This window comes from Mesorhizobium sp. L-8-3, from assembly GCF_016756615.1.
Lineage (GTDB): Bacteria > Pseudomonadota > Alphaproteobacteria > Rhizobiales > Rhizobiaceae.
In genome coordinates, this window is the sequence record NZ_AP023262.1 from 7,266,601 (window position 1) to 7,292,215 (window position 25,615).

16 protein-coding genes and 13 pseudogenes are annotated in these 25,615 nt (G+C 61.0%); 12 read left to right on the top strand and 17 right to left on the bottom strand.

Annotated elements, in window-relative coordinates; translation table 11 throughout:
• Positions 1–178 precede the first annotated feature (178 nt).
• The 3 pseudogenes from JN302_RS39430 to JN302_RS33620 all read right to left on the bottom strand — a co-directional run.
• Positions 179–1,684, bottom strand: a pseudogene (locus JN302_RS39430) (condensation domain-containing protein); the annotation flags it as partial.
• Between the two features lie 125 nt (positions 1,685–1,809).
• Positions 1,810–2,146: pseudogene (locus JN302_RS33615) on the bottom strand (transposase); the annotation flags it as partial.
• Between the two features lie 19 nt (positions 2,147–2,165).
• Positions 2,166–2,420: pseudogene (locus JN302_RS33620) on the bottom strand (transposase); the annotation flags it as partial.
• Positions 2,421–2,495: 75 nt separating this feature from the next.
• On the opposite strand from JN302_RS33620, the pseudogene JN302_RS33625 reads away from it, so the two are divergent.
• The 3 genes and pseudogenes from JN302_RS33625 to JN302_RS33635 all read left to right on the top strand — a co-directional run.
• Positions 2,496–2,759, top strand: a pseudogene (locus JN302_RS33625) (IS110 family transposase); the annotation flags it as partial.
• Between the two features lie 85 nt (positions 2,760–2,844).
• Positions 2,845–3,873, top strand: a complete 1,029-nt coding sequence (locus JN302_RS33630) for an IS110 family transposase (protein ID WP_202330397.1) — start codon at positions 2,845–2,847, stop codon at positions 3,871–3,873.
• 270 nt (positions 3,874–4,143) lie between these two features.
• Positions 4,144–4,911, top strand: a pseudogene (locus tag JN302_RS33635) (IS110 family transposase); the annotation flags it as partial.
• A 90-nt stretch (positions 4,912–5,001) separates the two neighbouring features.
• On the opposite strand, the pseudogene JN302_RS33640 reads toward JN302_RS33635, so the two are convergent.
• Positions 5,002–5,238 (bottom strand): annotated as a pseudogene (locus tag JN302_RS33640) (transposase); the annotation flags it as partial.
• Positions 5,239–5,313: 75 nt separating this feature from the next.
• Between JN302_RS33640 and JN302_RS33645 the strand changes: the two are divergent.
• The 3 genes and pseudogenes from JN302_RS33645 to JN302_RS33655 form a co-directional block, all read left to right on the top strand.
• Positions 5,314–5,577 (top strand): annotated as a pseudogene (locus tag JN302_RS33645) (IS110 family transposase); the annotation flags it as partial.
• A gap of 85 nt (positions 5,578–5,662) precedes the next feature.
• The gene (locus tag JN302_RS33650) at positions 5,663–6,691 is read left to right on the top strand and encodes an IS110 family transposase (RefSeq protein WP_202330397.1); all 1,029 of its coding nucleotides are present in this window, start codon (positions 5,663–5,665) and stop codon (positions 6,689–6,691) included.
• Between the two features lie 270 nt (positions 6,692–6,961).
• Positions 6,962–7,729, top strand: a pseudogene (locus JN302_RS33655) (IS110 family transposase); the annotation flags it as partial.
• A gap of 252 nt (positions 7,730–7,981) precedes the next feature.
• On the opposite strand, the pseudogene JN302_RS33660 reads toward JN302_RS33655, so the two are convergent.
• The 3 genes and pseudogenes from JN302_RS33660 to JN302_RS33670 all read right to left on the bottom strand — a co-directional run.
• Positions 7,982–8,272: pseudogene (locus JN302_RS33660) on the bottom strand (transposase); the annotation flags it as partial.
• A gap of 164 nt (positions 8,273–8,436) precedes the next feature.
• Positions 8,437–9,951 carry an ISNCY family transposase gene (locus tag JN302_RS33665; RefSeq protein ID WP_202330469.1) on the bottom strand — a complete coding sequence of 505 codons (1,515 nt, stop codon included), beginning with the start codon at positions 9,949–9,951 and terminating at the stop codon, positions 8,437–8,439.
• A 118-nt stretch (positions 9,952–10,069) separates the two neighbouring features.
• Positions 10,070–10,485: pseudogene (locus tag JN302_RS33670) on the bottom strand (IS630 family transposase); the annotation flags it as partial.
• A gap of 118 nt (positions 10,486–10,603) precedes the next feature.
• On the opposite strand from JN302_RS33670, the gene JN302_RS33675 reads away from it, so the two are divergent.
• Both JN302_RS33675 and JN302_RS33680 read left to right on the top strand, forming a co-directional pair.
• Complete coding sequence (locus JN302_RS33675) at positions 10,604–11,638, top strand: IS110 family transposase (RefSeq protein ID WP_202330503.1); 1,035 nt, start codon at positions 10,604–10,606, stop codon at positions 11,636–11,638.
• Positions 11,639–11,944: 306 nt separating this feature from the next.
• Positions 11,945–12,163 carry a hypothetical protein gene (locus tag JN302_RS33680; protein ID WP_036240937.1) on the top strand — a complete coding sequence of 73 codons (219 nt, stop codon included), beginning with the start codon at positions 11,945–11,947 and terminating at the stop codon, positions 12,161–12,163.
• Between the two features lie 111 nt (positions 12,164–12,274).
• Here JN302_RS33680 and JN302_RS33685 read toward each other — a convergent pair whose 3' ends face one another.
• The 3 genes and pseudogenes from JN302_RS33685 to JN302_RS33695 form a co-directional block, all read right to left on the bottom strand.
• Positions 12,275–13,456, bottom strand: coding sequence for an IS91 family transposase (locus JN302_RS33685; RefSeq protein WP_202330504.1), 1,182 nt, complete (start codon positions 13,454–13,456; stop codon positions 12,275–12,277).
• Positions 13,457–13,464: 8 nt separating this feature from the next.
• Positions 13,465–14,334 (bottom strand): tyrosine-type recombinase/integrase, encoded by an 870-nt coding sequence (locus tag JN302_RS33690; RefSeq protein WP_202330505.1) that lies wholly within the window; start codon positions 14,332–14,334, stop codon positions 13,465–13,467.
• A gap of 144 nt (positions 14,335–14,478) precedes the next feature.
• Positions 14,479–14,761: pseudogene (locus tag JN302_RS33695) on the bottom strand (transposase); the annotation flags it as partial.
• Positions 14,762–15,060: 299 nt separating this feature from the next.
• Between JN302_RS33695 and JN302_RS33700 the strand changes: the two are divergent.
• Positions 15,061–16,356 (top strand): ATP-grasp domain-containing protein, encoded by a 1,296-nt coding sequence (locus JN302_RS33700; protein WP_202330506.1) that lies wholly within the window; start codon positions 15,061–15,063, stop codon positions 16,354–16,356.
• 410 nt (positions 16,357–16,766) lie between these two features.
• Here JN302_RS33700 and JN302_RS39710 read toward each other — a convergent pair whose 3' ends face one another.
• Positions 16,767–16,892 (bottom strand): hypothetical protein, encoded by a 126-nt coding sequence (locus JN302_RS39710; protein ID WP_274609242.1) that lies wholly within the window; start codon positions 16,890–16,892, stop codon positions 16,767–16,769.
• Between JN302_RS39710 and JN302_RS39435 the strand changes: the two genes are divergently transcribed.
• The 3 genes from JN302_RS39435 (at position 16,882) to JN302_RS33710 (ending at position 19,791) form a co-directional block, all read left to right on the top strand.
• Positions 16,882–17,088, top strand: a complete 207-nt coding sequence (locus JN302_RS39435; protein ID WP_274609294.1) for a hypothetical protein — start codon at positions 16,882–16,884, stop codon at positions 17,086–17,088. The two genes, JN302_RS39710 and JN302_RS39435, sit on opposite strands and share 11 nt — an antisense overlap.
• 162 nt (positions 17,089–17,250) lie before the next feature.
• The gene (locus JN302_RS33705; RefSeq protein ID WP_202330507.1) at positions 17,251–18,879 is read left to right on the top strand and encodes an IS1634 family transposase; all 1,629 of its coding nucleotides are present in this window, start codon (positions 17,251–17,253) and stop codon (positions 18,877–18,879) included.
• 681 nt (positions 18,880–19,560) lie between these two features.
• A complete protein-coding gene (locus JN302_RS33710) occupies positions 19,561–19,791 on the top strand; it encodes an autoinducer binding domain-containing protein (protein ID WP_202334600.1) in 231 nt (76 codons plus the stop codon).
• 57 nt (positions 19,792–19,848) lie between these two features.
• Here JN302_RS33710 and JN302_RS33715 read toward each other — a convergent pair whose 3' ends face one another.
• From JN302_RS33715 to JN302_RS33740, 6 genes and pseudogenes are all read right to left on the bottom strand, one after another.
• Positions 19,849–20,412 carry a UPF0149 family protein gene (locus JN302_RS33715; RefSeq protein WP_202330508.1) on the bottom strand — a complete coding sequence of 188 codons (564 nt, stop codon included), beginning with the start codon at positions 20,410–20,412 and terminating at the stop codon, positions 19,849–19,851.
• A pseudogene (gene tnpC, locus JN302_RS33720) lies at positions 20,409–21,984 on the bottom strand (IS66 family transposase). The gene JN302_RS33715 and the pseudogene tnpC overlap by 4 nt, the downstream one beginning before the upstream one ends.
• Before the next feature lie 48 nt (positions 21,985–22,032).
• Positions 22,033–22,265, bottom strand: a pseudogene (tnpB, locus tag JN302_RS33725) (IS66 family insertion sequence element accessory protein TnpB); the annotation flags it as partial.
• A 117-nt stretch (positions 22,266–22,382) separates the two neighbouring features.
• Positions 22,383–23,390: a tyrosine-type recombinase/integrase gene (locus JN302_RS33730; RefSeq protein WP_202296181.1), complete on the bottom strand. Its 1,008-nt coding sequence runs from the start codon at positions 23,388–23,390 to the stop codon at positions 22,383–22,385.
• A complete protein-coding gene (locus tag JN302_RS33735) occupies positions 23,387–24,319 on the bottom strand; it encodes a tyrosine-type recombinase/integrase (RefSeq protein WP_202296179.1) in 933 nt (310 codons plus the stop codon). The genes JN302_RS33730 and JN302_RS33735 overlap by 4 nt, the downstream gene beginning before the upstream one ends.
• The gene (locus JN302_RS33740) at positions 24,316–25,554 is read right to left on the bottom strand and encodes a site-specific integrase (protein ID WP_202296176.1); all 1,239 of its coding nucleotides are present in this window, start codon (positions 25,552–25,554) and stop codon (positions 24,316–24,318) included. The genes JN302_RS33735 and JN302_RS33740 overlap by 4 nt, the downstream gene beginning before the upstream one ends.
• Between the last annotated feature and the right edge of the window lie 61 nt (positions 25,555–25,615).

Sequence of the window (25,615 nt, forward strand, 5' to 3'; positions counted from 1 at the left end):
CCGCCGAGGTCGCCCGCGCGTTCAACTCGCGATAGCTCAAGCCCTGGTTCTCATTCGCGATCACCTCCGGATCTCGCTCCGCCTGCGCCTCAAATAGCTCGTGAATCCAGGGCGCCTGCGGATAGACCACTTCCGTCGGGTCGGACTCCATTGGAAAACGGTGATGCTCCTCTGCCAACAGAAGCGGTGCCGACAAAACCCGCTGCGCCGGGTCGGCCACCATCTGGTTCAGCGCGTGCTGCAAATCCCTCGCAAACCGCTCGACCGTGCTCCGCTCAAATAGCGACGTCGCGTAAATCAGCCTTCCGCAGATCGCCTCGCCGACCTCCGCCAGCTCAAGCGCAAGATCGTGTTGCGCGACACGGTCGACGCCGACGTATTCAAGTTCGAGCCCGGGCAGCGGCGCCGGCTCCTTGCCATTGTTTTGGCATGTAAGTATAGCCTGAAAGATCGGGGTTTGAGCCGGGTTGCGGGGCGGGTTCACGAGTTTCGCCACCTGGTCGAACGGCAGGTCCTGGTTCGTCTGCGCTCCACGCGCAACGGCATTTACCCGCTCCAGCAATGTCTCCAGCGTCGGGTCGCCCGACAGATTGATCCGCAGCGGCAAGATGTTGGCGAAGAAGCCTATAAGCCCCTCGATGTCGGAGCGTGTGCGATTGGCGCTCGGCGTGCCGATGACCACATCGTCCTGGCCGGACACCCGCGCCAGCACGAGCGCGTAGCCCGCCAGTAGAGTCACGAACAGCGTCGTCCCGTGACGTCGGCTCAGCGCCTTGAGTTGTGTGGTCAGCGCCTCGTGCAGCGCAAAGTCGACGCAGCTGCCGCTGTAATCCTGCTGCGCCGGACGCGACCGGGCTGTCGGCAGCTCCAGCACCGCCGGCGCGCCCTCCAGCATCCGGAGCCAGTATTGCGACTGACGGTCCAGGACCTCACCTGCCATCCAACGTCGCTGCCAAAGGGCGTAGTCCGCATACTGCACCGGCAACGGCGCCAGCCGATCCGCGCGGCCGTCCCGGGCCGCGGCGTAAAGCTCGCTGAGATCGCGGGTCAGGATCTTCCGCGACCAGTCGTCCGAGACCATGTGGTGCATTGTGATCAGCAACACATGATCCTCCACCGCCAGGCGTACCAGCCGACCGCGGATCAGTGGCCCGGCTTCCAGGTCGAACGCCGCCTGCGCTTCATGGCGCATCAGATCCGCGAGCGTCGCCTCCACATCTGCTGCCACCGTCAGATCGTTTCGTTTCAGTGGCAGGCCGACGTCCACCGGCCTGATCTGCTGGAACGGCTCCCCGTCCTCCATCCGGAAGGTGGTGCGCAGCACCTCATGACGCGCCACCAACCCGTCCAAGGCTGACTGCAGGGCCGCCTCGTCCAGCTCGCCGCGAAGCCGAAGCCCCATCTGGATGTGACAGGCCTCGCTGCCGCCCGCCAGACGCAAAAGGGACCAAAGCCGCTGCTGGGCGAATGACAGCGGCACCCGCGGCGGCCGCGGCATAGCTTCAACTGGCGGGAGCGCATTCAGTGCAGCGTCTATCGCATTGATTTGGATCGTTCGAGGAAGTTTCATGTAAACCTCTCGGCCGGAGACTGCGAAACCGCTATGGTCGTAACGGATTCTTCGCCGTGTTTCATGCAACCGGCGCGCCAACGCCGAGGGTGCGAGCAAAACGGGCAAAACCATGTGTTTCGCGGGCAACGGCGGAATACTTGCGCCTCAGCGTGTCAGGTTCCGAACACAGACGCGTCTTCAATGGGACAATGCTGAACACGGACCTCGAATGACGGCTGTCAGCGAGACGAGGAAGTCTTCCAGGCCGAGCGGCTCTCTCGATTGGCCATCTATCCACGGCCAGGATCTGGCACGTTGCGTCCCGGTCGATGCCGACGGCGATCAGCCCCGCCTGCCTCATAAAGATGCTGACCTGAGTACCTTGTCGTAGCGGGCGTCGGGCAGAGGTGGGCAAACGGCTCTTGCAGCTGGCGCTGGGCAAAGGCCTTCAGGCTCTCGTCCAAGCGCTTGCCGATGGCCGAAATCGACGAAGCTGAGAAGGCATGGCCGCACAGCTCTTCCCCAATCGCTTCACACCGCGGGTCTACAGCCTTGCACATACCCTTCCGCAGTGGCCACCAAAGGGTGCTCCGAAAGCTAGAGCGGGATGAATTTAGGTTGGCGGATATCCGGCCTCGTTGAAGTAACTTCTGCATTCGGTTGAAGTGACGGTGTGGAGGATTTGGCCGATAGCGTCACAGACGGTCTCGACTGTCCGCTTTGCGGCTTTGCGCAACCAATGCTTGAGCTTGGCGAAGAGCTTCTCGATGGGGTTCAGGTCGGGCGAGTATTTGGGCAGCAAGAACAGCCTTGCGCCGGCCGAGCGGATGGCGCGGCGCACGGCCTTGCCCTTGTGTGAGCCGAGATTGATGGGGTGGACGCCCCCTCACGGCATCGCTGTGCCAAAGTGGTGTCGTTGATCATCACTTGAACGGAGGCGTCCATGTTGGAAGTTAGCACAATCGGGTTGGATCTGGCGAAGAACGTGTTCCAGATGCACGGCGCGGATGGATCGGGAGCCGTGGCCTTCCGCAAGAAACTGCGTCGTGACCAGGTGCTCAAGTTTCTTGCCGCGCAGCCTGCTTGCACGGTGGCTATGGAGGCCTGCGCCGGCGGTCATTATTGGGCGCGGGAGATTGCGAAGCTTGGGCACGATGCCCGGCTAATCGCTCCGGGATATGTGAAGCCTTTCGTGAAGCGGCAGAAGATGGGATGGTTGCCGCCCTCCCCAGACGGCATCGCAATGTGCCAAGGTCGTGGTGTTCAACGCCACGAGAAGGAGAGGACGGCAAATGAACGATACTATGATCGGGGTGGACCTGGCAAAGAACGTTTTCCAGCTTCACGGCGCGACAATGACGGGGCATCTGAGATTCCGTAAGAAGCTGACGCGGTCACGGTTCCGGCAGTTTATGGCAAGCCAGCCGCCTGCTGTGGTTGTGATGGAAGCATGCGGCAGCGCGAGCTACTGGGCCCGAGAAATGGTCAAGCTTGGCCACGAGGTGAAGCTGATCGCACCTCAATATGTGCGGCCCTTTGTCAAACGGCAGAAAAACGATGCTGCCGATGCTGAAGCAATCGTCGTTGCAGCACAGCGTCCGGAGATGCGTTTTGTACAGCCGAAGTCGGAAGATCAACAGGCATGCGCTGTGTTGTTCCGAGGTCGGGAGCGCCTCCTCCATCAGCGCACCGAGCTTGTGAATGCTCTGCGTTCGGTGCTGTACGAATATGGTCACATCATTCCGAAAGGGATCGCCCACATCAAGCGGATCGAGGGCATCCTGGAGGCACCCAACAGTGACCTGCCCGAATTGGTACGCGAGGAATGCCGCGACCTGATTGAGCAGATTGCCGAGAAGACAGCTCGGATCGACGTCAAAACGGCAAAGGCCAAAGCCCTTTCCCTGGCGACCGATACAGCGCGGCGCCTGCAGACAATGCCTGGTGTCGGGCCCCAGACCGCGTTGGCGATCAGCGGCTTTGCTCCGCCGATGGAGAGCTTCAAACGCGGGCGAGACTTTGCGGCCTGGCTTGGGCTTGTGCCACGTCAATACACCTCCGGCGGCAAAGAGCGACTTGGACGCGTGTCGAAGGCTGGCCAAACTGATATCCGTTCTTTGTTGATCATCGGTGCCATGTCACGCCTGACAGTGCTGGCCCGCAAATCCATCGTCGAGGGTTCATGGCTGGCACGGATGCTGCGTCGCAAGCCGCTCATGCTGGTCGCGATCGCGCTTGCGAACAAGATGGCGCGGGCGATCTGGGCGATGATGACAAAGAAAGAGGATTATCGAAATCCGGCGCGAGTTGTGGCTGCATGACGGATGCATCACCACACGAACTGCGCCGGTGAAGGAGGTGTAGGAAGTCGATGACCTGAATGGGCACAATGATCGAAAAGATCTGGATCAGGAAAACCAGACATCGTTCGCGAGCTTGAAAGCTCTTGCAGAAGATTTGGACCCGATCCGCAGATCACCATACTGGCCCGCGGCTTCTTGAAAGGTCGCAACGAAAGGCCTGAGAGAAGAACGCACTCGATCACCGGGCACATCAGGTTGGAAGGCTTCTTGCATCGAGGGCGGCAACCAGAGAAGAACGATGCCGCTGACGCTGAGGCGATCTGCGAAGCAGCCCAGAGGCCGACCATGCGGTTCGTGGCGGTGAAGAGCGAAGAGCAGCAAGCTGCGGCAATGGTGTTCCGCGTTCGCGATCTTATGGTTCGTCAGCGGACCCAGACCATCAATGCGATACGGGGCCATCTTGCCGAATTCGGACTCGTGGCTGCACAGGGTCTCTTCCATGCCGCCAAGCTTGTCACGGCGATTGAGGACAAAGGTACCGCCATCCCCGAAGCTGCCCGTCCGATCCTGTCTCTGCTCGTTGCACAGTTGCGGTCGCTGGATGAGAGAGTGGCCGTGCTCGACCGCGAGATCGCCCGGCGTGCCAAGGAGGATGCAGAAGCCAGGCGATTGATGACCATTCCCGGCATAGGGCCGATCACCGCGACGGCACTTGCTGCTCTGGCTCCATCGGCGACAACCTTCAAGAGGGGGCGAGACTTCGCGGCCTGGCTCGGCCTCACGCCGCTGCAACGCTCCACGGGCGGAAAGCAGAAGCTCGGCGAGACGTCTCGGATGGGCGAGCGAACGCTACGCCGGCTGCTGATCATAGGGGCCAGCGCGGCCGTACGCTGGGCAATGCGGAAGGGGAAATCTGCGGACCCATGGCTCATGCGCATCTTGGGCCGCAAGCCGCCCATGTTGGTGATCGTCGCGCTTGCCAACAAGACTGCACGCATCGTCTGGGCACTGATGGCGAAAGGCGGAACTTATCGGGCTCCAGCCGTGGCGGGTTAGTTCCGCTCGGCCAGAAGGCCTCGAAAGTGTGAGAAGGTCAAACGGAGAGTATGGCGCAACGGTCAACGAGACGGGATCGGGAAAACCAGATCATGGATACGCGCCTTGAGCGCGCCAGATTGAAGTGACGGTGTGGAGGATTTGGCCGATAGCGTCACAGACGGTCTCGACTGTCCGCTTTGCGGCTTTGCGCAACCAATGCTTGAGCTTGGCGAAGAGCTTCTCGATGGGGTTCAGGTCGGGCGAGTATTTGGGCAGCAAGAACAGCCTTGCGCCGGCCGAGCGGATGGCGCGGCGCATTGCCTTGCCCTTGTGCGAGCCGAGATTGATGGGGTGGACGCCCCCTCACGGCATCGCTGTGCCAAAGTGGTGTCGTTGATCATCACTTGAACGGAGGCGTCCATGTTGGAAGTTAGCACAATCGGGTTGGATCTGGCGAAGAACGTGTTCCAGATGCACGGCGCGGATGGATCGGGAGCCGTGGCCTTCCGCAAGAAACTGCGTCGTGACCAGGTGCTCAAGTTTCTTGCCGCGCAGCCTGCTTGCACGGTGGCTATGGAGGCCTGCGCCGGCGGTCATTATTGGGCGCGGGAGATTGCGAAGCTTGGGCACGATGCCCGGCTAATCGCTCCGGGATATGTGAAGCCTTTCGTGAAGCGGCAGAAGATGGGATGGTTGCCGCCCTCCCCAGACGGCATCGCAATGTGCCAAGGTCGTGGTGTTCAACGCCACGAGAAGGAGAGGACGGCAAATGAACGATACTATGATCGGGGTGGACCTGGCAAAGAACGTTTTCCAGCTTCACGGCGCGACAATGACGGGGCATCTGAGATTCCGTAAGAAGCTGACGCGGTCACGGTTCCGGCAGTTTATGGCAAGCCAGCCGCCTGCTGTGGTTGTGATGGAAGCATGCGGCAGCGCGAGCTACTGGGCCCGAGAAATGGTCAAGCTTGGCCACGAGGTGAAGCTGATCGCACCTCAATATGTGCGGCCCTTTGTCAAACGGCAGAAAAACGATGCTGCCGATGCTGAAGCAATCGTCGTTGCAGCACAGCGTCCGGAGATGCGTTTTGTACAGCCGAAGTCGGAAGATCAACAGGCATGCGCTGTGTTGTTCCGAGGTCGGGAGCGCCTCCTCCATCAGCGCACCGAGCTTGTGAATGCTCTGCGTTCGGTGCTGTACGAATATGGTCACATCATTCCGAAAGGGATCGCCCACATCAAGCGGATCGAGGGCATCCTGGAGGCACCCAACAGTGACCTGCCCGAATTGGTACGCGAGGAATGCCGCGACCTGATTGAGCAGATTGCCGAGAAGACAGCTCGGATCGACGTCAAAACGGCAAAGGCCAAAGCCCTTTCCCTGGCGACCGATACAGCGCGGCGCCTGCAGACAATGCCTGGTGTCGGGCCCCAGACCGCGTTGGCGATCAGCGGCTTTGCTCCGCCGATGGAGAGCTTCAAACGCGGGCGAGACTTTGCGGCCTGGCTTGGGCTTGTGCCACGTCAATACACCTCCGGCGGCAAAGAGCGACTTGGACGCGTGTCGAAGGCTGGCCAAACTGATATCCGTTCTTTGTTGATCATCGGTGCCATGTCACGCCTGACAGTGCTGGCCCGCAAATCCATCGTCGAGGGTTCATGGCTGGCACGGATGCTGCGTCGCAAGCCGCTCATGCTGGTCGCGATCGCGCTTGCGAACAAGATGGCGCGGGCGATCTGGGCGATGATGACAAAGAAAGAGGATTATCGAAATCCGGCGCGAGTTGTGGCTGCATGACGGATGCATCACCACACGAACTGCGCCGGTGAAGGAGGTGTAGGAAGTCGATGACCTGAATGGGCACAATGATCGAAAAGATCTGGATCAGGAAAACCAGACATCGTTCGCGAGCTTGAAAGCTCTTGCAGAAGATTTGGACCCGATCCGCAGATCACCATACTGGCCCGCGGCTTCTTGAAAGGTCGCAACGAAAGGCCTGAGAGAAGAACGCACTCGATCACCGGGCACATCAGGTTGGAAGGCTTCTTGCATCGAGGGCGGCAACCAGAGAAGAACGATGCCGCTGACGCTGAGGCGATCTGCGAAGCAGCCCAGAGGCCGACCATGCGGTTCGTGGCGGTGAAGAGCGAAGAGCAGCAAGCTGCGGCAATGGTGTTCCGCGTTCGCGATCTTATGGTTCGTCAGCGGACCCAGACCATCAATGCGATACGGGGCCATCTTGCCGAATTCGGACTCGTGGCTGCACAGGGTCTCTTCCATGCCGCCAAGCTTGTCACGGCGATTGAGGACAAAGGTACCGCCATCCCCGAAGCTGCCCGTCCGATCCTGTCTCTGCTCGTTGCACAGTTGCGGTCGCTGGATGAGAGAGTGGCCGTGCTCGACCGCGAGATCGCCCGGCGTGCCAAGGAGGATGCAGAAGCCAGGCGATTGATGACCATTCCCGGCATAGGGCCGATCACCGCGACGGCACTTGCTGCTCTGGCTCCATCGGCGACAACCTTCAAGAGGGGGCGAGACTTCGCGGCCTGGCTCGGCCTCACGCCGCTGCAACGCTCCACGGGCGGAAAGCAGAAGCTCGGCGAGACGTCTCGGATGGGCGAGCGAACGCTACGCCGGCTGCTGATCATAGGGGCCAGCGCGGCCGTACGCTGGGCAATGCGGAAGGGGAAATCTGCGGACCCATGGCTCATGCGCATCTTGGGCCGCAAGCCGCCCATGTTGGTGATCGTCGCGCTTGCCAACAAGACTGCACGCATCGTCTGGGCACTGATGGCGAAAGGCGGAACTTATCGGGCTCCAGCCGTGGCGGGTTAGTTCCGCTCGGCCAGAAGGCCTCGAAAGTGTGAGAAGGTCAAACGGAGAGTATGGCGCAACGGTCAACGAGACGGGATCGGGAAAACCAGATCATGGATACGCGCCTTGAGCGCGCCAGATTGAATTGGACCCGCTCCGCGAACTCCCATACAGGCCCGCGGCATGTGACAGCCGCAACAGAGGCCGGACACATGTCAGCACCCGACCACGCTCCGTGCTCTTCGAAAGATTCTTCTTGCACCAACGGGGGCGTCCACACATGTCCATGACGACGATATCGCCGGACTTGAGGGTGGGGACGAGAACCTCATCGACATAGAGCTGGAAACGCTCGCCGTTGATCGGCCCGTCGATGAGCCACGGTGCTTCGACGCGATCGTGGCGCAGTGCCGCCAAGAAGGTCATGGTCTTCCAATGGCCGTGCGGCACCTTGGCTTTGATCCTTTCGCCGCGTGGCGCCCATCCCCTGAGCGGCGCCATGTTGGTTTTGGTCCAGGTCTCGTCGATGAACACCAGACGAGAAGCATCGATCCGGTCCTTATAGCGCGACGATCAGGATGAGACGCCGTATTGCCTCACGTAACGATGCTCCCTGAGGCTCGAATGTTGCCTCATCCATTTTGCTCCCGGCTTGGGTGAAGGAGGCCCGGCGCGGAGATGGCCGGGGTTTCGGAGCGTCGGGCCTCCTTGGCGAGCGCCAGGAAGCCTCAGTTTGGCCTTGCGATCTCCGGGATCGGTGGCCCGTTGTTTAAGGGGCCAAACAGCAGCGCGTCCGCCTGTTCGCTGCGCCAGACCTTCAGCCGACGCTGAAGTGTTCGAAGCAGTTTGTTCGGGTAATCGCCGGGATACTCGGCCTGCAGTCGTGACAGAAGTTCGCTGCCGGTTCGCCATGGTTCGGCTTCGAACCAATTTCGCAAGTCGGCAGTTGCCTTGACGAGAGGGTCAGGACGCCGCCGCCCTCTTTTGGCCTTCACAATCGGGCGATCCGTCGGCCGGATAGCTCCGTCCTTCCAAGCTGTCCGCAAACTCGCCAGGAAAAGGTCGATTGGTTGAGCTGTGCCGTCAGGGCGGATGGCCTGCGAAGTATCGGCAAGCGCAGCGAGTCGCTCCTGCACGGCGCGGATATCGCGCAATAGCAGGACAGGATCGAGCCCGGCGTAGATTTCCTGCAGACGGGAGCGGACTGCATCGGAGGTGCGAGCGTCGGCAACCAGACGCTGATGCGGCGTAGCTGGCGGACTATACGTCTTGCGCATACGTGCGCCGTCGCGCTGCTTCGCGATCAACTTGAACGATGGCTGAAAGAAGTTCACGAACAGCCGCGCTGACCGGTAGAGCTTCGCTAGCAGCGTGGCGGCCTCCAGCCCCTCGAACCGACGATATCCGACCATCCTACGCACCACGGCGCCATTCTTCTGCTCAACAAAGGCCTGGTCATTCTTGCGGTAGGGGCGGCAGCGCGTGAAGACGATGTTGGCGGCGTCGCAATAGGCCTTCAGCGTCTCGTTCATGAAAACGGTGTCGTTGTCCGTATCTAGGCCCAGAAGCGCGAAGGGCAGTTGCTTGCGCAATTCAGTGAGCACCGTGCTCAACAGTGTCTGTTCGCGAACCAGCAGGGGCGCACATTCCGTCCAGCCGGTCGCGATGTCGGTGAGCACGAACGTTTGGATGAAGCTGCCGCGAGTCGAAGGGCCGCTATGGGCCACGAGGTCCGCCTCAACGAAGCCTGGCGCAGGATCGTCCCAATCCGCCGACGTTCTAATGGGAATGCTCCGTCGCAGGGCGTGCGCCGCGGGCCGTCGTCGGGGACGTCCCAGGCCTTCTCGGATCGGTCGCAGCGTCCTGTCGATCGTGGCCGCGCTCATCGCCAGCAATTTGCCCCGGATTTCCAGCGCTGGGTCAAAATGACCGTGCCGTTCCATTGCCTCGATAAGGACGGGCAGCAACGCTTTCAGCCGCTTGCCGCAGACGCGGTCAGACGCCTCCCAGAGCAATATGAGCGCATTGCGTTCCGCTTCATCATAAATTCGCGGCCGCGCTCGCCGGCCTGAAAACGGCCCTTCACGGCGTCGTAGCAGCCGCATCGCGTGCTTGCGGTGAAAGCCCGTGATGACGACGAACTCATCCAAAATTCTCGCCTTCTCCGCTCGCGTCGAAGCACGATAGCGCTCTGAAACCGCCGTCGTCAGTTCTTTCCTTGTCGCCATGCTCAGCCGTCCCATCGTCGCCCCTGCTCATACCCCTCGGTAGGGAGCAACTTATGTGAGGCAACGGTTGAATATTCGGGAACAATTCAGGCGAGGCAATGCGAGTCTCACCTTGATTGTCGCCGCGCAGGTCCTGATACTTTGCCCACTGTGCCCGCCGGCGCGCCACATCCGGGCGATCCTGCTCAGCCGCGATCAGCGTCTTTTTTTGTGACTGAGCTTCTCGGCGTGGACGAACTCCCACACCGAGCGGTAATCGACCTTCAGGCCGCGCTCGCCAAGTTCGCAGACAAGACCGCGCAGTGTGAAATCCGCAGCTCGGCAGCACACCAGCAGCCACTCGCGATGCTCTCCGGCAATCTTCTTCGGCCTGTGCCCACCCATCTTGCCAGGCGCAAGACTGCTCGTCTCGCGCAAGCGGCTTACCCATCTGATGACCGTGCTGATCCCAACCTCAAAGCGCACTGCCGCCTGCCGTCGCGACAGCCCCTCTCGCTCAACCGACGCAACAACCCGTTCGCGAAGATCCATAGAATAAGGCTTGCCCATCCATGCTGACCTCCTTGCTCAGCAAGCAGGTTGATGAGGTGGACGCCCCCTCGCGCCGGCATCGATGTGCCTTAAGGTGGCCGTTGATGATCGGAACCACCGAGGAAGGAGCGTTTACATGAAGGTTACAACGATTGGGCTCGACTTGGCCAAAAGCGTATTCCAGGTTCATGGCATTGCCGATGACGGCACCGTCGTCGTGGTGAAGAGGCTGCTCAGGAAGCAGATGATCAATTTCTTCTCCAAGCTTCCGAACTGTCTGATCGGCATGGAAGCCTGTGCGACGGCGCATCATTGGGCGCGAGCCCTGGCGGTGCTGGGGCATGAGGTCAAGCTGATGCCGCCCGCCTATGTCAAAGCCTACGTGAAGCGGGGCAAGAACGACGCCGCGGATGCCGAGGCGATCTGCGAAGCCGTCCGGCGCCCGACCATGCGCTTCGTTCCAGTCAAGACGCCAGAACAGCAAAGCATCCTGATGGTTCATCGGACCCGAGCCTTGGTCGTGCGCCAGCGCACCATGGCTGCAAACGCCCTGCGGGCGCATCTGGCGGAGTTCGGACTGGTCTGTAACCCGGGTGTGGTGAACCTCATAAAGCTGATGCGTGCCGTCTTCGACGAGCATGATCCACAGACTATGCTTCCTGAGATGGCGCAGGTGGCGATGACGACGCTGGTTCGCCGGCTCCTCGAACTGGAAGACGAACTCCGGAAGCTCGACAAGGTCTTGCACGAATGGCATCGCCAGAACGAAGCGAGCCGGCGCCTGGCGGCCGTTCCTGGCATCGGCGTGATCACCGCGACGGCGATCGTGGCCACCGTCAGCGAACCCGGCCAGTTCCGCTCCGGGCGCCAGTTCGCAGCCTGGCTCGGCCTCGTCCCCAAACAGAACTCGAGCGGTGACCGACAACGTCTCGGCGGCATCTCGAAGCAGGGAGACCGCTATCTTCGCCGGCTGCTTGTCGTCGGCGCTACGGCCGTGATCCGTCACAACCGGGGCAAGCAGACGCCAGGAGCCCAGTGGCTGCAATCGTTGCTGGCGAAGAAACCGGTGCGGCTGGTCTCGGTCGCTCTCGCCAACAAGACCGCGCGGATCGCCTGGGCTCTTCTCGCCCGCGGGCAGCAGTTCAGCCCATATCGGATCAGCGCCTGCTGACGGCCGCCAGCCGCTACAGGCAAACACAGGAATTGGTGACGGCAGAACGTGATGCGAGATGATCGACCAAGAACGAGAACACCCCGTGTGATTCAATGCGTCTCGAATGCGCCAGCTTGATCAGGGATCTCGTTCGCGGATTTCCATCAGGGCCAGCGGAAACTGCTCCGCACAAACAGGCCGGACATATGAAAGCGACCGATCAGAAGCTCACCAAAAGCCATTGCCAATCAGGGGCGTCCACATATGAATCAGATTTGCGCGCCTAAGGGAATCTGGAGGCTTCTGTGAGGTCGCGCGGCGGAGATGGTCTGGCTTGGCGCGGTGCGCGACCTCATTGAAGTCGGATTGAGCGAACCCGCTGACGCGGCCACGCGCTATGGGATTAGTGTCGCGAAGCCTGTTCCAGGTGAGCGGCTTGGTGTGATGCAATGCTGCCATGTCGGTGAAGACGAGGCCGAGACGCCGACGTTGACCGAGGCGATCGACGCGCCCGGTGGCATCTTTGGGCGGGCTGCGGGGTAATGCTTCTGCTCTTCGGGCTGGTCGGGAAGATGACGATATGGGGGGTCATTGCGTCCGTCGACGCTGATGCCGCGACGCTGCCACGATCGATGCTGGGGCGACATCCTGTCGTCATGAGGTATCCGGCTGCGGTCGTGACGGCCCGGTGCGCCATCGCGGCAGTGTGGCGGTGATGCGCAGAATGCCACCACAGCAGGGACAGACGGTTGGGTCAAAGCGCGGGAGCGGCCTGGTAGTCTCGCCGGCTGCGGCGGTCGGAGCGAGCTTCATCGCCACCAGGAGTTGCCGGATGATGGCGAGTCGGGTCCGGCGGCATCCATTGGCGAGGAAGCCATAGTGGCGGATGCGGTGAAAGCCGTCGGGCAGGCAGTGCAGTAGGAAGCGACGGATGAACTCGTGCGGATCGAGCGACATCAGCCTGGGCGCGTTGCCGTGACGATAATCGCGCCAGCGGAAGGTGACGCTCGTCTCGTCGGCGCTGACCAGGCGACTGTTGGCGATGGCGACCCGGTGGGTATAGCGGCCGAGATAGGCGAGGACCTGCTCGGGCGAGCCGAACGGCGGCTTGGCATAGACGATCCAGTTCTTGCGACGAAGCTGCCGGATCGCGGCCGCGAAGGCATGGGCCTGACCGAGCCCGTCGAGGGTGCCGGAGAAGCGCAGTCGCCCAGCCGCATAGGCCGCCTGGAGCCGCTCGAGGAACAGCCGCCGGAATAGGCGGGAGAGGACATGGATGGGCAGGAAGAAGCGTGGCCGGCAGCTGAGCCAGCGCCCATCGGGAGAGAGAGCGCCGCCGGGGACGAGGCAATGGATGTGCGGATGATGGGTGAGCGCCTGGCCCCATGTGTGAAGAATGGCCAGGAACCCGATCTCCCCGCCGAGGTGCCGCGGATCGGCGGCGATGGTCTTGAGCGTTGCGGCGACGGCGTCGAACAGGATGGCATAGACGACTGCCTTATTGTGAAAGGCGATCTCGGTGACTTCGGCCGGCACCGTGAACACGACGTGGAAGTAAGGCACCGGCAGCAGATCGGCCTGACGGTCGGCGAGCCACCGTTCGCGCGTCGCACTCTGACACTTGGGACAATGCCGGTTGCGGCAGGAGTTATAGCAGACGCGGGCATGTGCGCAGTCCTCACAGGCCTCGACATGACCGCCAAGCGCCGCAGTCCGGCAGAGCTCGATCGCGGACATGACGCGGCGCTCGACGCGACCGAGATGGCCGTCATGGGCAACACGATAAGCATGATCATGGCGACGGAAAATATCCGCCACCTCCAGCTCGGAGCGCATCGCTGGGCTCAGGCGGGCGGCACCACCTCCAGCGTCAGGCGGTCGAGCGGGCTCTGCGTCCTGGCGATCGTGCTTGTTGCCACATGGGTGTAGCGCGCCGTCGTCGAGAGGTTGTTGTGCCCCAGCAGCACCTGGATAATCCGGATATCCGTACCGCTCTCAAGCAGGTGAGTCGCAAAACTGTGGCGCAGCGTATGCACGCTCACCCGCTTGACCAAACCCGCCGCCTTGGTCGCGGAGCGGCAGGCCGCGTGAAGGACCTGCACGTCGATCGGCTTGTCGCCTCGTCCGGGGAACAGCCAGTCCTCCGGGCGTGCCAGTCGCCAGTAGGTCCGCAAGATCCCGAGCAGCTGCGACGACAGCATGACCGTGCGATCCTTGGCGCCCTTGCCGTGACGGACCTGGATCACCATTCGGTCGCTGTCGATATCCGCCACCTTGAGGCTCACCGCCTCCGAGGCGCGCAACCCCGCGGCATAGGCGGTGGTCAGTGCAGTGCGCGCCTTCAACGATGGCACCGCTTCCAGAAAGCGCACAACCTCGTCGGCGCTCAGGATCGCCGGCAATTTGCGCGGCGTGCGCGCATAGACGATGCGCTCCGGGATCTCCGCCCGGTCCAGCGTCACGCCGTAGAAGAAACGCAACGCACAGACCGTCTGGTTCAGTGCCGGCCAGGAAATGCCCTGCGACACCAGATAAACCTGGAACGCACGGACGTCCTCCAGCCCCAGCCGATCCGGCGACCGGCCGAAATAACGGCTGAACTTCGCCACCGCATGCAGATAGGATCGTTGCGTCGCGGGCGACAGGTTGCGCAAGCTCATGTCGTCGATCATGCGACAGCGCAGCGGGCTTACCGCTGTCGTGGCTTCAGCCATGGGATGGTCTCCTGGTCAGGGGTTGGTCTCAGCAACCAAACCTTCCCATCAGGAGGCCATTCCAGCCAATGCACACGCCAATCCCGCGTCAGCGGGTTCGTTCAATCCTCGCCGATTCAGCCTCAACTCATCCCGCTCTAGCTAGTAACGCTCGAATTTCTCCGTGGAGAAGCGCCACTTACCGGTCCTGCGGAGCCCGCGGCTCCAGCTTGCCGACATGGGTGACAAGGTTGCGGCCGAGCGGTAGCCGAGCCGCTCCGATGTCCGCTTATCCTTCGAACGGCCTAGCGCTTCCCTCCAGAAGCTCCGGCATCACCAACCGGATGAGTTCATGCAGCCCATCCCGGTTCGATAGCAGAATGTCTTTGACTGCGGCCGTGGCGGTCTTAATTTCAGTCTTGGCTACGGTGGCGTTCCTTCGGGGAATCGGTGATGCGGATGATTCGCTTGCCCTATGACGCCGTGAGCAGATTAGTTTAAACTCTTACAGGTCAAACTAGTATCGTGGACCTCACATCTCTCTGACGTTTGTTGAGATGTTCCGAGCCACCCGGCAGCTGGTAGCGAACGTTGTAACAGATCCTTCAAATAACTTTACAGAATCTTTGCGAGCGCGGATCACTGACAATGGTACCTTGACCCGCAACGTCTGAGGTCGAACACGACTAAGACCGATGCCCGTTTACGCTCGAACCGCACATCACGCAACGTCGGAGTCAATGGCCCATGGCAACAAGAGCGCTCATCCTGCTCGAAGGTCACAGGAGTGTTGGTCTGCTATACATAAAAGCAGCCCAGCGTCTTGGGCTTCATCCAATTATCCTGGCGGCCGATCCAGCTCAGTACGACTATCTTGCGGCCGGAAGCCTTGAGGCCATCCGTGTCGATACAGACGATCTCGATGCGCTGATCCGCGAATGTTCCCAGCTACGTGCGACCTATGACATTGCTGGCATTACTGGCTTTTCGGGCCTCGACGAGTCGATCTATGCGACAGTTGGCAAGCTCTGCCGGCATTTCGATCTGCCAGGACCTAACCCGACATCCATTGAACAGTGCTGCGACAAATTCACTCAACGTCAACTCCTCGCGGCGGCCGGCGTTCCAATGCCTGCTTATCGCCTGGCAGCGGATGCGACGGAGGTGGAAAGCTCTGCAACGGAGATCGGCCTACCGGTGATTGTTAAGCCAGCCGTCGGCAGCGGCAGCTGTGGTGTCCGATTGTGCCGCAACGCTGACGAGTTGGCCGAACATACGGCCTTTCTGCTGTCTGGAGGGCCGACATGCGGGTCTTCGCCGAGGATACTGATCGAAGAATTCGCACAAGGTCCCCAGTGTAGCGCTGACACAATGGGAAATGAGGTCATTGCAGTAGGTGCCGCTGACTTCGACTGCCCACCGCATTTCGTCGTTCGTGGCAGCATCTTTCCGGCCCTGCTGACTGATCGCGAGCATAAACGCATCGCCGATGTTTCACTGAGCTGTTTGCGCGCTCTCGACCTTGCTTGGGGACCAGCGAACATTGAATTCCGGTGGACGGAGCGTGGGCCAGTAGTCATCGAAGTCAATCCGCGTCTTCCGGGTTGGACCACTCCTCGGCTGATTCAGCTGGCTTACGGTATCGATCCCATTGCCGAGCACCTCAAGCTTGTGATCGGCGAGGAATGGGATTTGCGCAGAAAGCATTCGCAGACTGCGGCGGCGCGGTTCCTCGTTCCAGATCGCGATGGCATCCTCGATTGGATCGATGGCGACAGCCGGGCGGCTGCCATACCAGGTGTCGCCGAGGTCAAGTTGTATGTTGAACCCAAGACGCCGATCATCAGGAAAGGCGATTTCCGAGACACCATCGGACATATCATCGCCGCCTCACCCAGCCGTGCTGAGACCGAGGCTATACTGCAGCGTGCCGTCGACTTAATTAGTTGGTCGATCACACCCTTTCCAACCCTTGGCGAACAGAAGCAATCTGCGGCCCCTCACCTCCCCGCACCAGGGCAGGTGACGCCAGTTAACGGGTGATCGCGCCAAACATAGATGGCATCGAAAGCACGAAAGAGCCTCAGATCGATGAGGAGACCTTGGCCGGCCGGTAGGAACCTGGTCAGGTTGATTTTAGCTCAGGCATGATGCTGTTGCGGCGAGCCGATGGCCAGCTCGATGGCAGCTGGACGCCAGAGTTCGCGCGCTTCATATGAGGGCCAGGCGGCGGTTGTCGGCGAACATTGACGGCCGAAGTCTCCAAGAACCAAGCGCGCTCGATTAAATTCCCGCTCACCATAGCCAAGCTGCCGCTCGCCAACGAACGCTTGGAGTTTGCTGTGCAACGGTCAACGATGCGATGCCCGCGAGTTAGTTAGCCAGCGGCCGCTTCGTCGCCGACCAGCGCGAAGCCTTCCTCATCGACGGTGCTGGACCGGCAAATCTGGTGACTACCCATCCGTCTCGACTTCCTCGTCTTCGACGAACTCGGCTATCTGCTTTTCGCCCAGGCTTGCGGTCAGCCGCTGTTCCAGCTGATCAGTCGACTGCGAGCGTACCTCTATCATCGTCACCACCAACGTCGCCTTCGGCCAATCGCCAAATGTCTTCGCCGGCCGGCGCCAAGATGACAACCCGCTGCTCGATCGGCTGACTGATCACTGCGAGGTCATCGAGACTAGTAACGAATCTGGTGCTTTGAGAGCCGCACTCAGATCTCACATTTGGAGTTCTGCCTCCAAATATGAGGCGAACCTCCTTTACCCAACTTGAACAGTTGGAGGTGAACGGATGGCGAACGCTGTAACGCTGTCCGTTAAGCTATTGAATTCATTTGCATTGAATTTCCGGCGCGAAAATGTGTGGTAACAACATTTGTGCCGTTATCGCGGTTCTGTATGGATTGTACGGCATTTATTCGCTAACAACGCTGGCATGTTTGTCGTTGAGAGAGTCGCGCGCGGCCATCGCTATCTCTACCTCGTGGAAAGTGTCCGCGACGGCAAAACCGTTCGCCAGCGCACGATAAAGGCGCTGGGCCGCAAGGATGCGCTGGTTGCCAGCGGCGAACTTGACAGATTGGCGGCCTCGATTGCGCGCCATGGCGAACGCAGCCTCATCCTGTCCGACATTGACGCGGGGCGGATTGCCGCTCGCCGCATTGGCGGTCCGCTGTTGTTCGGGCGGCTGTGGCAGCGGCTCGGGATCGGCGATGTGCTGGAAGAGGTGCTGGAAGGGCGCCAGTTCGGCTTTGCGGTGGAACGGGCGGTGTTCATTGGCACGTTGCATCGGCTGTTCGTCTCGGGCTCGGACCGCGACTGCGCGAACTGGATGGCCGATTATGGTATCGAGGGCGCCGAGGGTCTGGCGCTCCATCACTTTTACCGGGCCATGGCGTGGCTGGGCGAGGAACTCGGCGAAAAGGCGCAAGGCGCGCTGGTGGCGCGCTGCGTGAAAGACGTGATTGAGGAAAAGCTCTTCGCGCGCCGGCAGGACCTGTTCACCGACCTCAGCCTTGTGTTCATGGACACAACCTCGTTGTCCTTCCATGGCGCGGGCGGCGAGACGCTGGGCAAGCGCGGGCATTCCAAGGACTTGCGCCCCGATCTGGCGCAAATGATCCTGGCGCTGGTCGTTGATGGCGAGGGCCGGCCGATCTGCACCGAGATGGTGCCCGGCAACACCGCTGACGTGACCGTCCTGTTGCCGGTGGTCGATCGGCTGCGAACGCGCTTCGGCGTCACACGCGCCTGCGTTGTCGCCGATCGCGGCATGATCAGCGCCGATACCATCGCCGCGCTCGAAAAGCTGGGCATGGAATACATTCTGGGGGCCCGGGAACGCTCGAGCAGCGTGATCCACAACCTCGTGCTCAATGACACGGCGCCGATGGTTCCGCTCGTTCTCGAGCGCCAGCGAGGTGAAACTCAGTTGTGGGTCAAAGAGGTCAAGGTCGGTAAAGATCGCTACATCGTCAGCCGCAATGACGCCGAGGCGAGAAGGACAAGGCCGACCGCCAGGCGATCATCGCCGGCCTCGAGGCGCAGCTCAAGAAAGGGTGACAAGGCACTGGTCGGTAACTCGGCCTACCGGCGTTACCTCAAGGCCAGCGGCAAGAACTTCAAGATCGATGTCGGCAAGCTTGCCGAGGAAGCCCGCTACGACGGTATCACCGTGGTGCGGACCAACGCGAAGGTGACCCCGCTCCAGGCCGTGCTGCGGTATCGCGATCTGCTCGAGGTCGAGAGCCTGTTCCGCGCCGCCAAGGCAACCTTCAATACCCGGCCGATCTTCCACCAATCCGATGCCGCCATCCGTGGGCATGTGTTCTGCTCGTTCCTGGCGCTCGTGCTCAGCAAGGAACTGCGCCGCCTCTGCCGGGCCAAAGGCCTGACGCCCGAATGGCAGCCGCTCCTACGCGATCTCGACCGCCTCCAGGAAGCCACCATCGAAAAGGATGGTCGCATCGTCACAACCAGAACTCACGTCACCGGCCAAGTGGGCCACGTCTTCAAGGCAGCTGGCACCGCTCTGCCACACAACCTCGACGAACAACTCGCCTGAGATCACCCCCAAAATGTAGTGGTAACACGCGCCGGCGCGCGCCTAACATGCTGACTTAATGACATATTCTTACAGGCGGTGTTTAAGTCGGGCTTTACGTGATCAGGCTCATGTCTGAGCCAGTTCATGTGACGCTGCATTTTCCTTTTGCCGGTTCAAAACTCACCTACAGTCGCTGCGTTTGTCACCTGCACCGCCATCCCGCTTGCGGTTGCCCCTGCATGAACCGCGCTAAGCGCAGACGAGCCTGGTGGCGAAGTCACCAACACCGCCCACCCGAGGTGAGAACAGTCTGAGCTTGGACTTCTGACGCATAGCAGTGGCACGCAGCCTAACCGACACACCCAGAACGCGTACAGGGGGTCAGCGTAACCAGATAAGTCGAGTATCGTTACATTGTCGAAACTAAAGATATAACAATATCCATTCTTCTGAAACAGTGTACATATTACTCTCAAACTATATTAACTTTGTGCATTGCCTGAATGGTGATAGAGATATGGCGATGCCGGGCTGCCGAGGACGGCGCGCAGAGCCGTAGCGTTTCAACCGGCAGCTTTGTGGGCCAGCGACAACATTCATGCAACTGCTGCGGTGCAGAGATCATGGAACGCCATCGGTTGACTGCTGTCTCTCCTCAGGGGGCGCCAACCAGAGTATCCGATTTCTTTGGTCCTCGCGATGCATTTGCTTGAGGCTGCTAGGGAGGCGTTCGCGGTCGAGTTCGGCCGATTTCTCGACCAGACTGATGGCGTTGCTCAATCCGAGCGGTTGTTCGACCTGTTATCTGCTTTTGCCGTGAATTTTGATTGCCCTTGGATCGCCTATGACACTCTTGCACCCCAAAAACGTTTGAAGTCGGTCCAACGCGATCCGGCGGTCATACTGAACTTTCCTGATGAATGGCAGTGAGCGCGACGAGCAGCCCACGGCTTTAGTCTGTTGACGGACGAGGAGCCGTCCGTTGTTTCAGGACTTCTGCTTTGCGCGCTTTGGCATGAAGTAGCTTCGGATGTTGACGAGGGCTTCGCCCACGGCAGCAGCATCCTCGTGGGTGGCGGGCCGTTTCGTCTCGCTGAGTTTGCGGATTGGCGCGATGATATCGCCGGTGACGGCATGGCCGCGAATGACGGGCTGCCACAGCTTGGGGGCGAACCCGGTTCCTATCAGGAAGCAGACGTCCCAGTCCATGGCATCGAAAGTTAGATCATCGATCTTGGTGAACCTGGGCCGGTGGTCTTTCGGCGTTTCGGCGAGGCTCGCCGATATCCGGTTGTATTCCGCAACGATGGTCTGCACGGCCCGATGCTCGGTTGTTTCCACTGGCAGGTTCAGGGCCTCCGGGCCGGTCAGCTCCGGGATCCACTGACGTGGGTCGATAAACCTCGGGCCGATGATGAGAGCCGTGAGATAGCCGTCGAGGCCGCTCATCGACCAGATCGGTGACACTGGACGACGTGGCCTGATGAAGGCTTCGAACGCCTCGTCATCGAGCTTCGGTCGTGCCGCCGTCCCCTGGCTGCTCTCTGTCATGCCGCCCGTCGCTCCTGATCTGCAATGTCCTCGCGTTCCGCCTTCCAAGCCCACGGCAAGAGGCTTTCCATCCGGTTGGCTTTCACTTTGCCGGAGATGATGCGTTCCAACACATCGGCAAGCCAGGTTTCAGGATCGACGCCGTTAAGTTTTGCTGTGTTGACGAGCGATGCCAGGACCGCGAAGGACTTGCCACCGCGTTCGTTGCCCACGAACAACGAGTTCTTCCTCGTCAGAGCCACCGATTTCATTGAGCGCTCGACCACATTGGAGTCCACTTCGATCCGGCCATCCTCCAGGAAGGCTGCCAGTCCGCTCCAGTGATTGAGCGCGTAGGAGACGGCCTTCCCAAGCGCCGATTTTGACCACACCTCTTCGCTCAGTTCGCTGAGCTGGACCTTCAGTTCTCTCATGATGGGGTGCTGTCTCGCGACGCCGTACCGTGAGCCGGGTATCGGCACTTTCGCCGCGCAGTTTCGCCTCGATGCGATAGACCTCGGCGATCCTGGCCAGGATCGACAGCGCCTCCGAAGAGCCGGTCAGCTTGACGACATCGACGAACTTGCGTCGTGCGTGAGCAAGGCAGAACGCCAGCCGCATGGGGGCGACATTGCTCTTCCCCCTGCGCTTGGCCAAAGTTTTATAGGCTTGATAGCCATCAACCTGAAGCACGCCGGCAAACGACGACAGTTGCCCCTCGACCTCGCGAGCGCTGCGGCTTTCGGCAAAAGTATAGGCCACCGCCGGCGGCGCCGGACCATTCCATGGCCGATCGTCGACCGCCTGCGCCCAGAGTTGGCAAAGCTTGGTGCGTTTGCGCCCCGGATCGAGCCGCGGAAGCGGCGTCTCGTCACAGAACACTCTAGGCTGGGAGCGGATGAAGGCGGTAAGCGCATCGTAGAGAAGCTCGAGCCACCAGGCGACCCGCGTCACCCAGGCGCCGAGCGTGCCGCGATCGATGATCACGCCGCAGGAGGCAAGCATCTGCGCCTGGCGATGCAGCGGCAAATGCCAAGCAAACTTCGAAACGGCGACATGCGCGGCAAACGCCGTGGTCACCATGCCGCCGTCCATCACCCGCGCCGGCGCGGGCGCTTGCACAACAACGCTTTCGCAGGCCCGGCATGCATAACGCGGCCGGATCGCCCGCTTTACCCGGACAACCGCCGGCACGATGTCGAGCGCCTCACTCACGTCCGTGCCGACGCAATGCAGTTCGAACGAGCAGCACGGGCAAATCTTGCTCTCCGGCTCGATGAGCTCTTCATACCGCGGGAGGTGCTTGGGTAAACGGCCGATGTTGCGTGACGGCAATCGTCGCTCCTGCTTTGACCCTTCAGCCACGGGTGCAACATCGTCATTGGCCGCCTCGGGAATGTCGCTGAGATCGCCCAGATCGAGCGTCGCCTGCGTCGGGTCGATCGTCGTCATCTTCTCCGATTTTGGCCCAAAGAGCTGGCCCTCGAGGAAGGCAACGCGCGCTTTGAGATCGGCGTTCTCTTCGTCGAGCGAGAGAATGATCCGGGTCAATTGCGCAGCATCCTGGGGCAAGGGATCGGGTCGAAGCGGCATGGCAGACCCTACCATATGAGCCTGAATCTTCAAGCAAAATCAATAGGATCAGCCTACTTTTGAGGGCCTCTTCACCGCGTTTCGTTTGACGCGCGTCCAGTCAATACCGGCCAGCAAAAGCGAGAACTCCTGGGCACTCATCTGCATTGAGCCCTCGCGGATCGGCGGCCAAACGAACTTGCCCGCCTCAAGCCACTTCGTCACCAGGATCATGCCTGATCCGTGCAGCGAAGTCGATCGAGACGCTTGGCGCGGAACACGAACACGTCGCCACAGTGCGGTTAGGTGGCGCGCCACCTAACCGCACTTATGCATCGGGTGAGATTTTGTGGCGGAGCCGTCCTAGCGCCAGCCGGGGTCTGCCAAATCTGGCGTGCTCCGCCACATAATGTTTTAGCTTAGATGCTGTCCAGCAGTTGCAGAACGGCATCGGTGGGCCGGAAGCGCGCCCCGTAATTGCCCTCGATGCCCGCCTTTTCGAGTCCGTTGCGCATCATCTCGACATCCGCAGCGGCATAGCGGTGGGTGGTGGCGACCTGTGCGTGGCCGAGCCAGGCTTGAATCGTCAAGAGATCCACGCCGGACTGGAGAAGCTTCATGGCGAGGGAGTGTCGAAAAATGTGCGGTGATATGGGCTTTTCAGCCAAGTCCGGCCTTACGGCCACGGCCTTGGCCGCTGCTCGTCGTACGATGTGGGTAGCCCCGAAGCGCGTCAGGCGCTCATTGTGGGCGCCGACAAAGATCGGTCGTGGTTCGTGGTTGGCGATACCGCGCTCGCGCAACACGGCCGCCAGCGCTCTCGCCAGATCCTGAGGAACGGGGATGACGCGATCTCTGCGCCCCTTACCGTGCAACAGCACCTGCGAACGCGGGCGTTCCAACTGAAGGTCGTCAGCATCGACACTGATGGCTTCGGAGACGCGCGCGCCGGTCCGCGCGAGGAACAGCAGAAACGCGCGGTCGCGCCGGCCACGGGGCGTCCTCTGATCGGGCGCCCCAATGATTGCGTCCACTTCTGCGCTGGTGAGGTGGCGCGTCACCTCAATGTGTGCCCGTTTTGTGGGAATGGTCAAAACGCGTTGCGCGACACCAAAGGACGCCGGGTCGGCCGCTGCCACATGGTGGAAGAAAGATCGTATCGCAGCTAGTCGGGCATTGCGCGTGGCGACGGTGTTGTTCCGCTTCTCCTCGAGTTCGTCGAGAAAGGCGAGAATGAGGTCTCGATCGAGATCTTCAAGCACCAACGCCGCCGGCCTCTTCCGCAACCTGGCGGCGGCGAAGAGGATCAGCATGCGCAAGGCGTCGCGATAGCTCGCGACAGTCGCGGGAGTGGCGTTGCGCTGCTTGGTCAAGCGCCGGCGAAAGTAGGATTCCAGGAGCGGCGCTAGGAGCATATGTTCGCTCATGCTGCACCTCCATCGAGGAAAGCGCGATCCGCCGCAATGGCGAGAAGATCCGCCGAACCCGTGAGGTAGTAAGCTGTATCGCTGTAGCTGGCGTGGCCGAGATATGTGGCGAGCAACGGGAGCAACGCCTGAACGTCTGCACGCTGTTGATGCCAGAAGCTGAGACGGGTCACGGCGAACCGGTGCCTGAGATCGTGCGGCCTTAAGGGCTTACCGCCATCAAGGCCGGCGAGCTTGCGGACCTCGGCAAAACCGTTTTGCAGGCCGGTCGCTGAGAGGCGGTTGCCACGAGAGCTGAGGAAGAAGCCCTGGTCCTTGGGCGTGGGAAAAGCGGCGTCACGATCACGTGCGTAGTGGCGAAGGGCAGCCTGGGTCGTCGTGTGAACTGGAACGAGACGGTCCTTGCGGAACTTCGTCTTCCGAACCAGAAGAACCCCGCTGGTCAGATCGACGTCGGAACGATCAAGTCTGACCGCTTCGCCAGATCGCAGTCCCGAACTTGCCAACAATCCGATCAGCGTTGCCATCGTCCGCCCCCTGAGTGGGATGCCTGGCGAAATGCGCGCACATGCGTCGATGAGCGACGCCAACTCTGACTCGCTGAGGATGCGCGGCGGCGGAATTGCCCTGGATCTGGGAAAGACTCTGCGCTCCAAGGCCTCGGTTTGGGCGTCATAGATGGTGAGATACTCGTAGAATCGGCGGAGCACGCCGTGACGAGTGGTGCGGCTGTTGGCGGCGCCACCGAACGACAGGACGAAGTCCAGCGCCATCGTCCGGGTGGCGGGCGCAACGAACTGAGCGTGTTCAACGTAGCGGACGAAAGCCCGCAAGGTGGCGGCTTGTTTGCTGAAAGAGTAGCCGAGCGAGTGGCGCAGTTCGATGTAACGCTCGGCCTTCTCGCCGAGGAATTGGGTAAAGACGGTCATACCGCGCCTCCCGGAAACGGGAGTGCGACCTCGGCGAGTTGTGAGGCCGCAACCTTCACGTACAGCGCCGTTGTATTGATACTCCGGTGTCCAAGAAGATCGGCGATCTCGTTGATTGGCCTTCGCTGCCTGACGAGCTGGGTGGCAAGGCTGTGGCGCAGGAGATGCGCACCTGCGACCCGCCCGAGTTCGACCCCGCCATGCCGCAACCGCTTCCGCACGATCCTCGAAACAGGCGATGCGCACGTGAACGGTCCCAGCGGCGGCTTGAAGGACAGGAACAGATACGGACTGTCCACCTTCGGTCGAGCGCGCAGGATGTAATCGGCGAGTGCGGCGCCGGTCTCCTCGAGGAGTGGCACCACCCGATCACGTTTGCCCTTGGTGCGCCGGACAAAAACCTCGCCGGTACGCCAGTCGATATCCTTCAGCCGAATGGCGCGTAACTCGCCGTTGCGAATGCCCGTGGTGGCGAGCAGCAGCAGGACGGCTCGATCGCGGATGTCGACCGGTGTCGTTGCGCCGATCGCATCGATCGCCTGCCGAACGTCATCCCATGCAAGGCGCGGCGGCAAATGTGCTAAACGCCAAGAGGGCGTCCTTGGGACAAGGCAGGCGAGATCTTGGCGATGGTGGCCAGCCCAATACAAAAACCGAAGAAATGTTCGAATGTGAGAAGTCGCTGCCGTGCGGCTGCTGGAGGTCGCCGATAGCGACAGCCGATGTTCGGCAGCAGCGAGGACGTGCTCAGCCGTCAACATCTCCAGGTTTTGCCGAGGATGGTGGTGGTGGAACCAATCCAGAAAGCGGCGGCCGCCCAGAAGAACGCCTTCGAGGGTCTTCGGCTCCAGGCCCCGTACCCTACGCAGATAGTCCGAAAAGGAGGCCAGAAGCGGGGCGTCCGGATCATCCTCTTTATTTGGAACGGAAACAATGAACCGCTCCGGAGCCACTCGCCGTGCGTGTCCCAGCGCCGACACTGCCCCAATGCGCGGAGAATCCGTAGTAAACGTACGCAAATAGCTATCGACGACATCTTGAAGGATCGGCATCGGACCAGAGCGCGTCGCGGCAAACTGGCTAAAGTGCGCAATCCGGCTCAGATAACACTTGGCCGATGCTCGCTTGTAACCAAGCGTGAAGAAATGCTCCGCGAGGCGATCCATCTCGCCGCCGAGCGCACCGCTACGCAGGCGCTTGAGTACCCCACGATACGAAAAATAGAAGTCGAGCATATTGCCCCTCCGGCATTGCGACGCAGGGGGATCCCGCGTCCGTCAGAGAGGCATGAAATAT

Bases quoted from the DNA above. Each gene is read 5' to 3' on its own strand.
- JN302_RS33705 (WP_202330507.1), top strand. From the start codon at position 17,251: ATGTTTGTCGTTGAGAGAGTCGCGCGCGGCCATCGCTATCTCTACCTC.
- JN302_RS33650 (WP_202330397.1), top strand. From the start codon at position 5,663: ATGAACGATACTATGATCGGGGTGGACCTGGCAAAGAACGTTTTCCAG.
- JN302_RS33680 (WP_036240937.1), top strand. From the start codon at position 11,945: ATGGTCTGGCTTGGCGCGGTGCGCGACCTCATTGAAGTCGGATTGAGC.
- JN302_RS33665 (WP_202330469.1), bottom strand. From the start codon at position 9,951: ATGGGACGGCTGAGCATGGCGACAAGGAAAGAACTGACGACGGCGGTT.
- JN302_RS33730 (WP_202296181.1), bottom strand. From the start codon at position 23,390: ATGAGCGAACATATGCTCCTAGCGCCGCTCCTGGAATCCTACTTTCGC.
- JN302_RS33675 (WP_202330503.1), top strand. From the start codon at position 10,604: ATGAAGGTTACAACGATTGGGCTCGACTTGGCCAAAAGCGTATTCCAG.
- JN302_RS33700 (WP_202330506.1), top strand. From the start codon at position 15,061: ATGGCAACAAGAGCGCTCATCCTGCTCGAAGGTCACAGGAGTGTTGGT.
- JN302_RS33740 (WP_202296176.1), bottom strand. From the start codon at position 25,554: ATGCTCGACTTCTATTTTTCGTATCGTGGGGTACTCAAGCGCCTGCGT.
- JN302_RS33715 (WP_202330508.1), bottom strand. From the start codon at position 20,412: ATGACAGAGAGCAGCCAGGGGACGGCGGCACGACCGAAGCTCGATGAC.
- JN302_RS33735 (WP_202296179.1), bottom strand. From the start codon at position 24,319: ATGACCGTCTTTACCCAATTCCTCGGCGAGAAGGCCGAGCGTTACATC.
- JN302_RS33690 (WP_202330505.1), bottom strand. From the start codon at position 14,334: ATGGCTGAAGCCACGACAGCGGTAAGCCCGCTGCGCTGTCGCATGATC.
- JN302_RS33685 (WP_202330504.1), bottom strand. From the start codon at position 13,456: ATGCGCTCCGAGCTGGAGGTGGCGGATATTTTCCGTCGCCATGATCAT.
- JN302_RS33630 (WP_202330397.1), top strand. From the start codon at position 2,845: ATGAACGATACTATGATCGGGGTGGACCTGGCAAAGAACGTTTTCCAG.
- JN302_RS33710 (WP_202334600.1), top strand. From the start codon at position 19,561: ATGCATTTGCTTGAGGCTGCTAGGGAGGCGTTCGCGGTCGAGTTCGGC.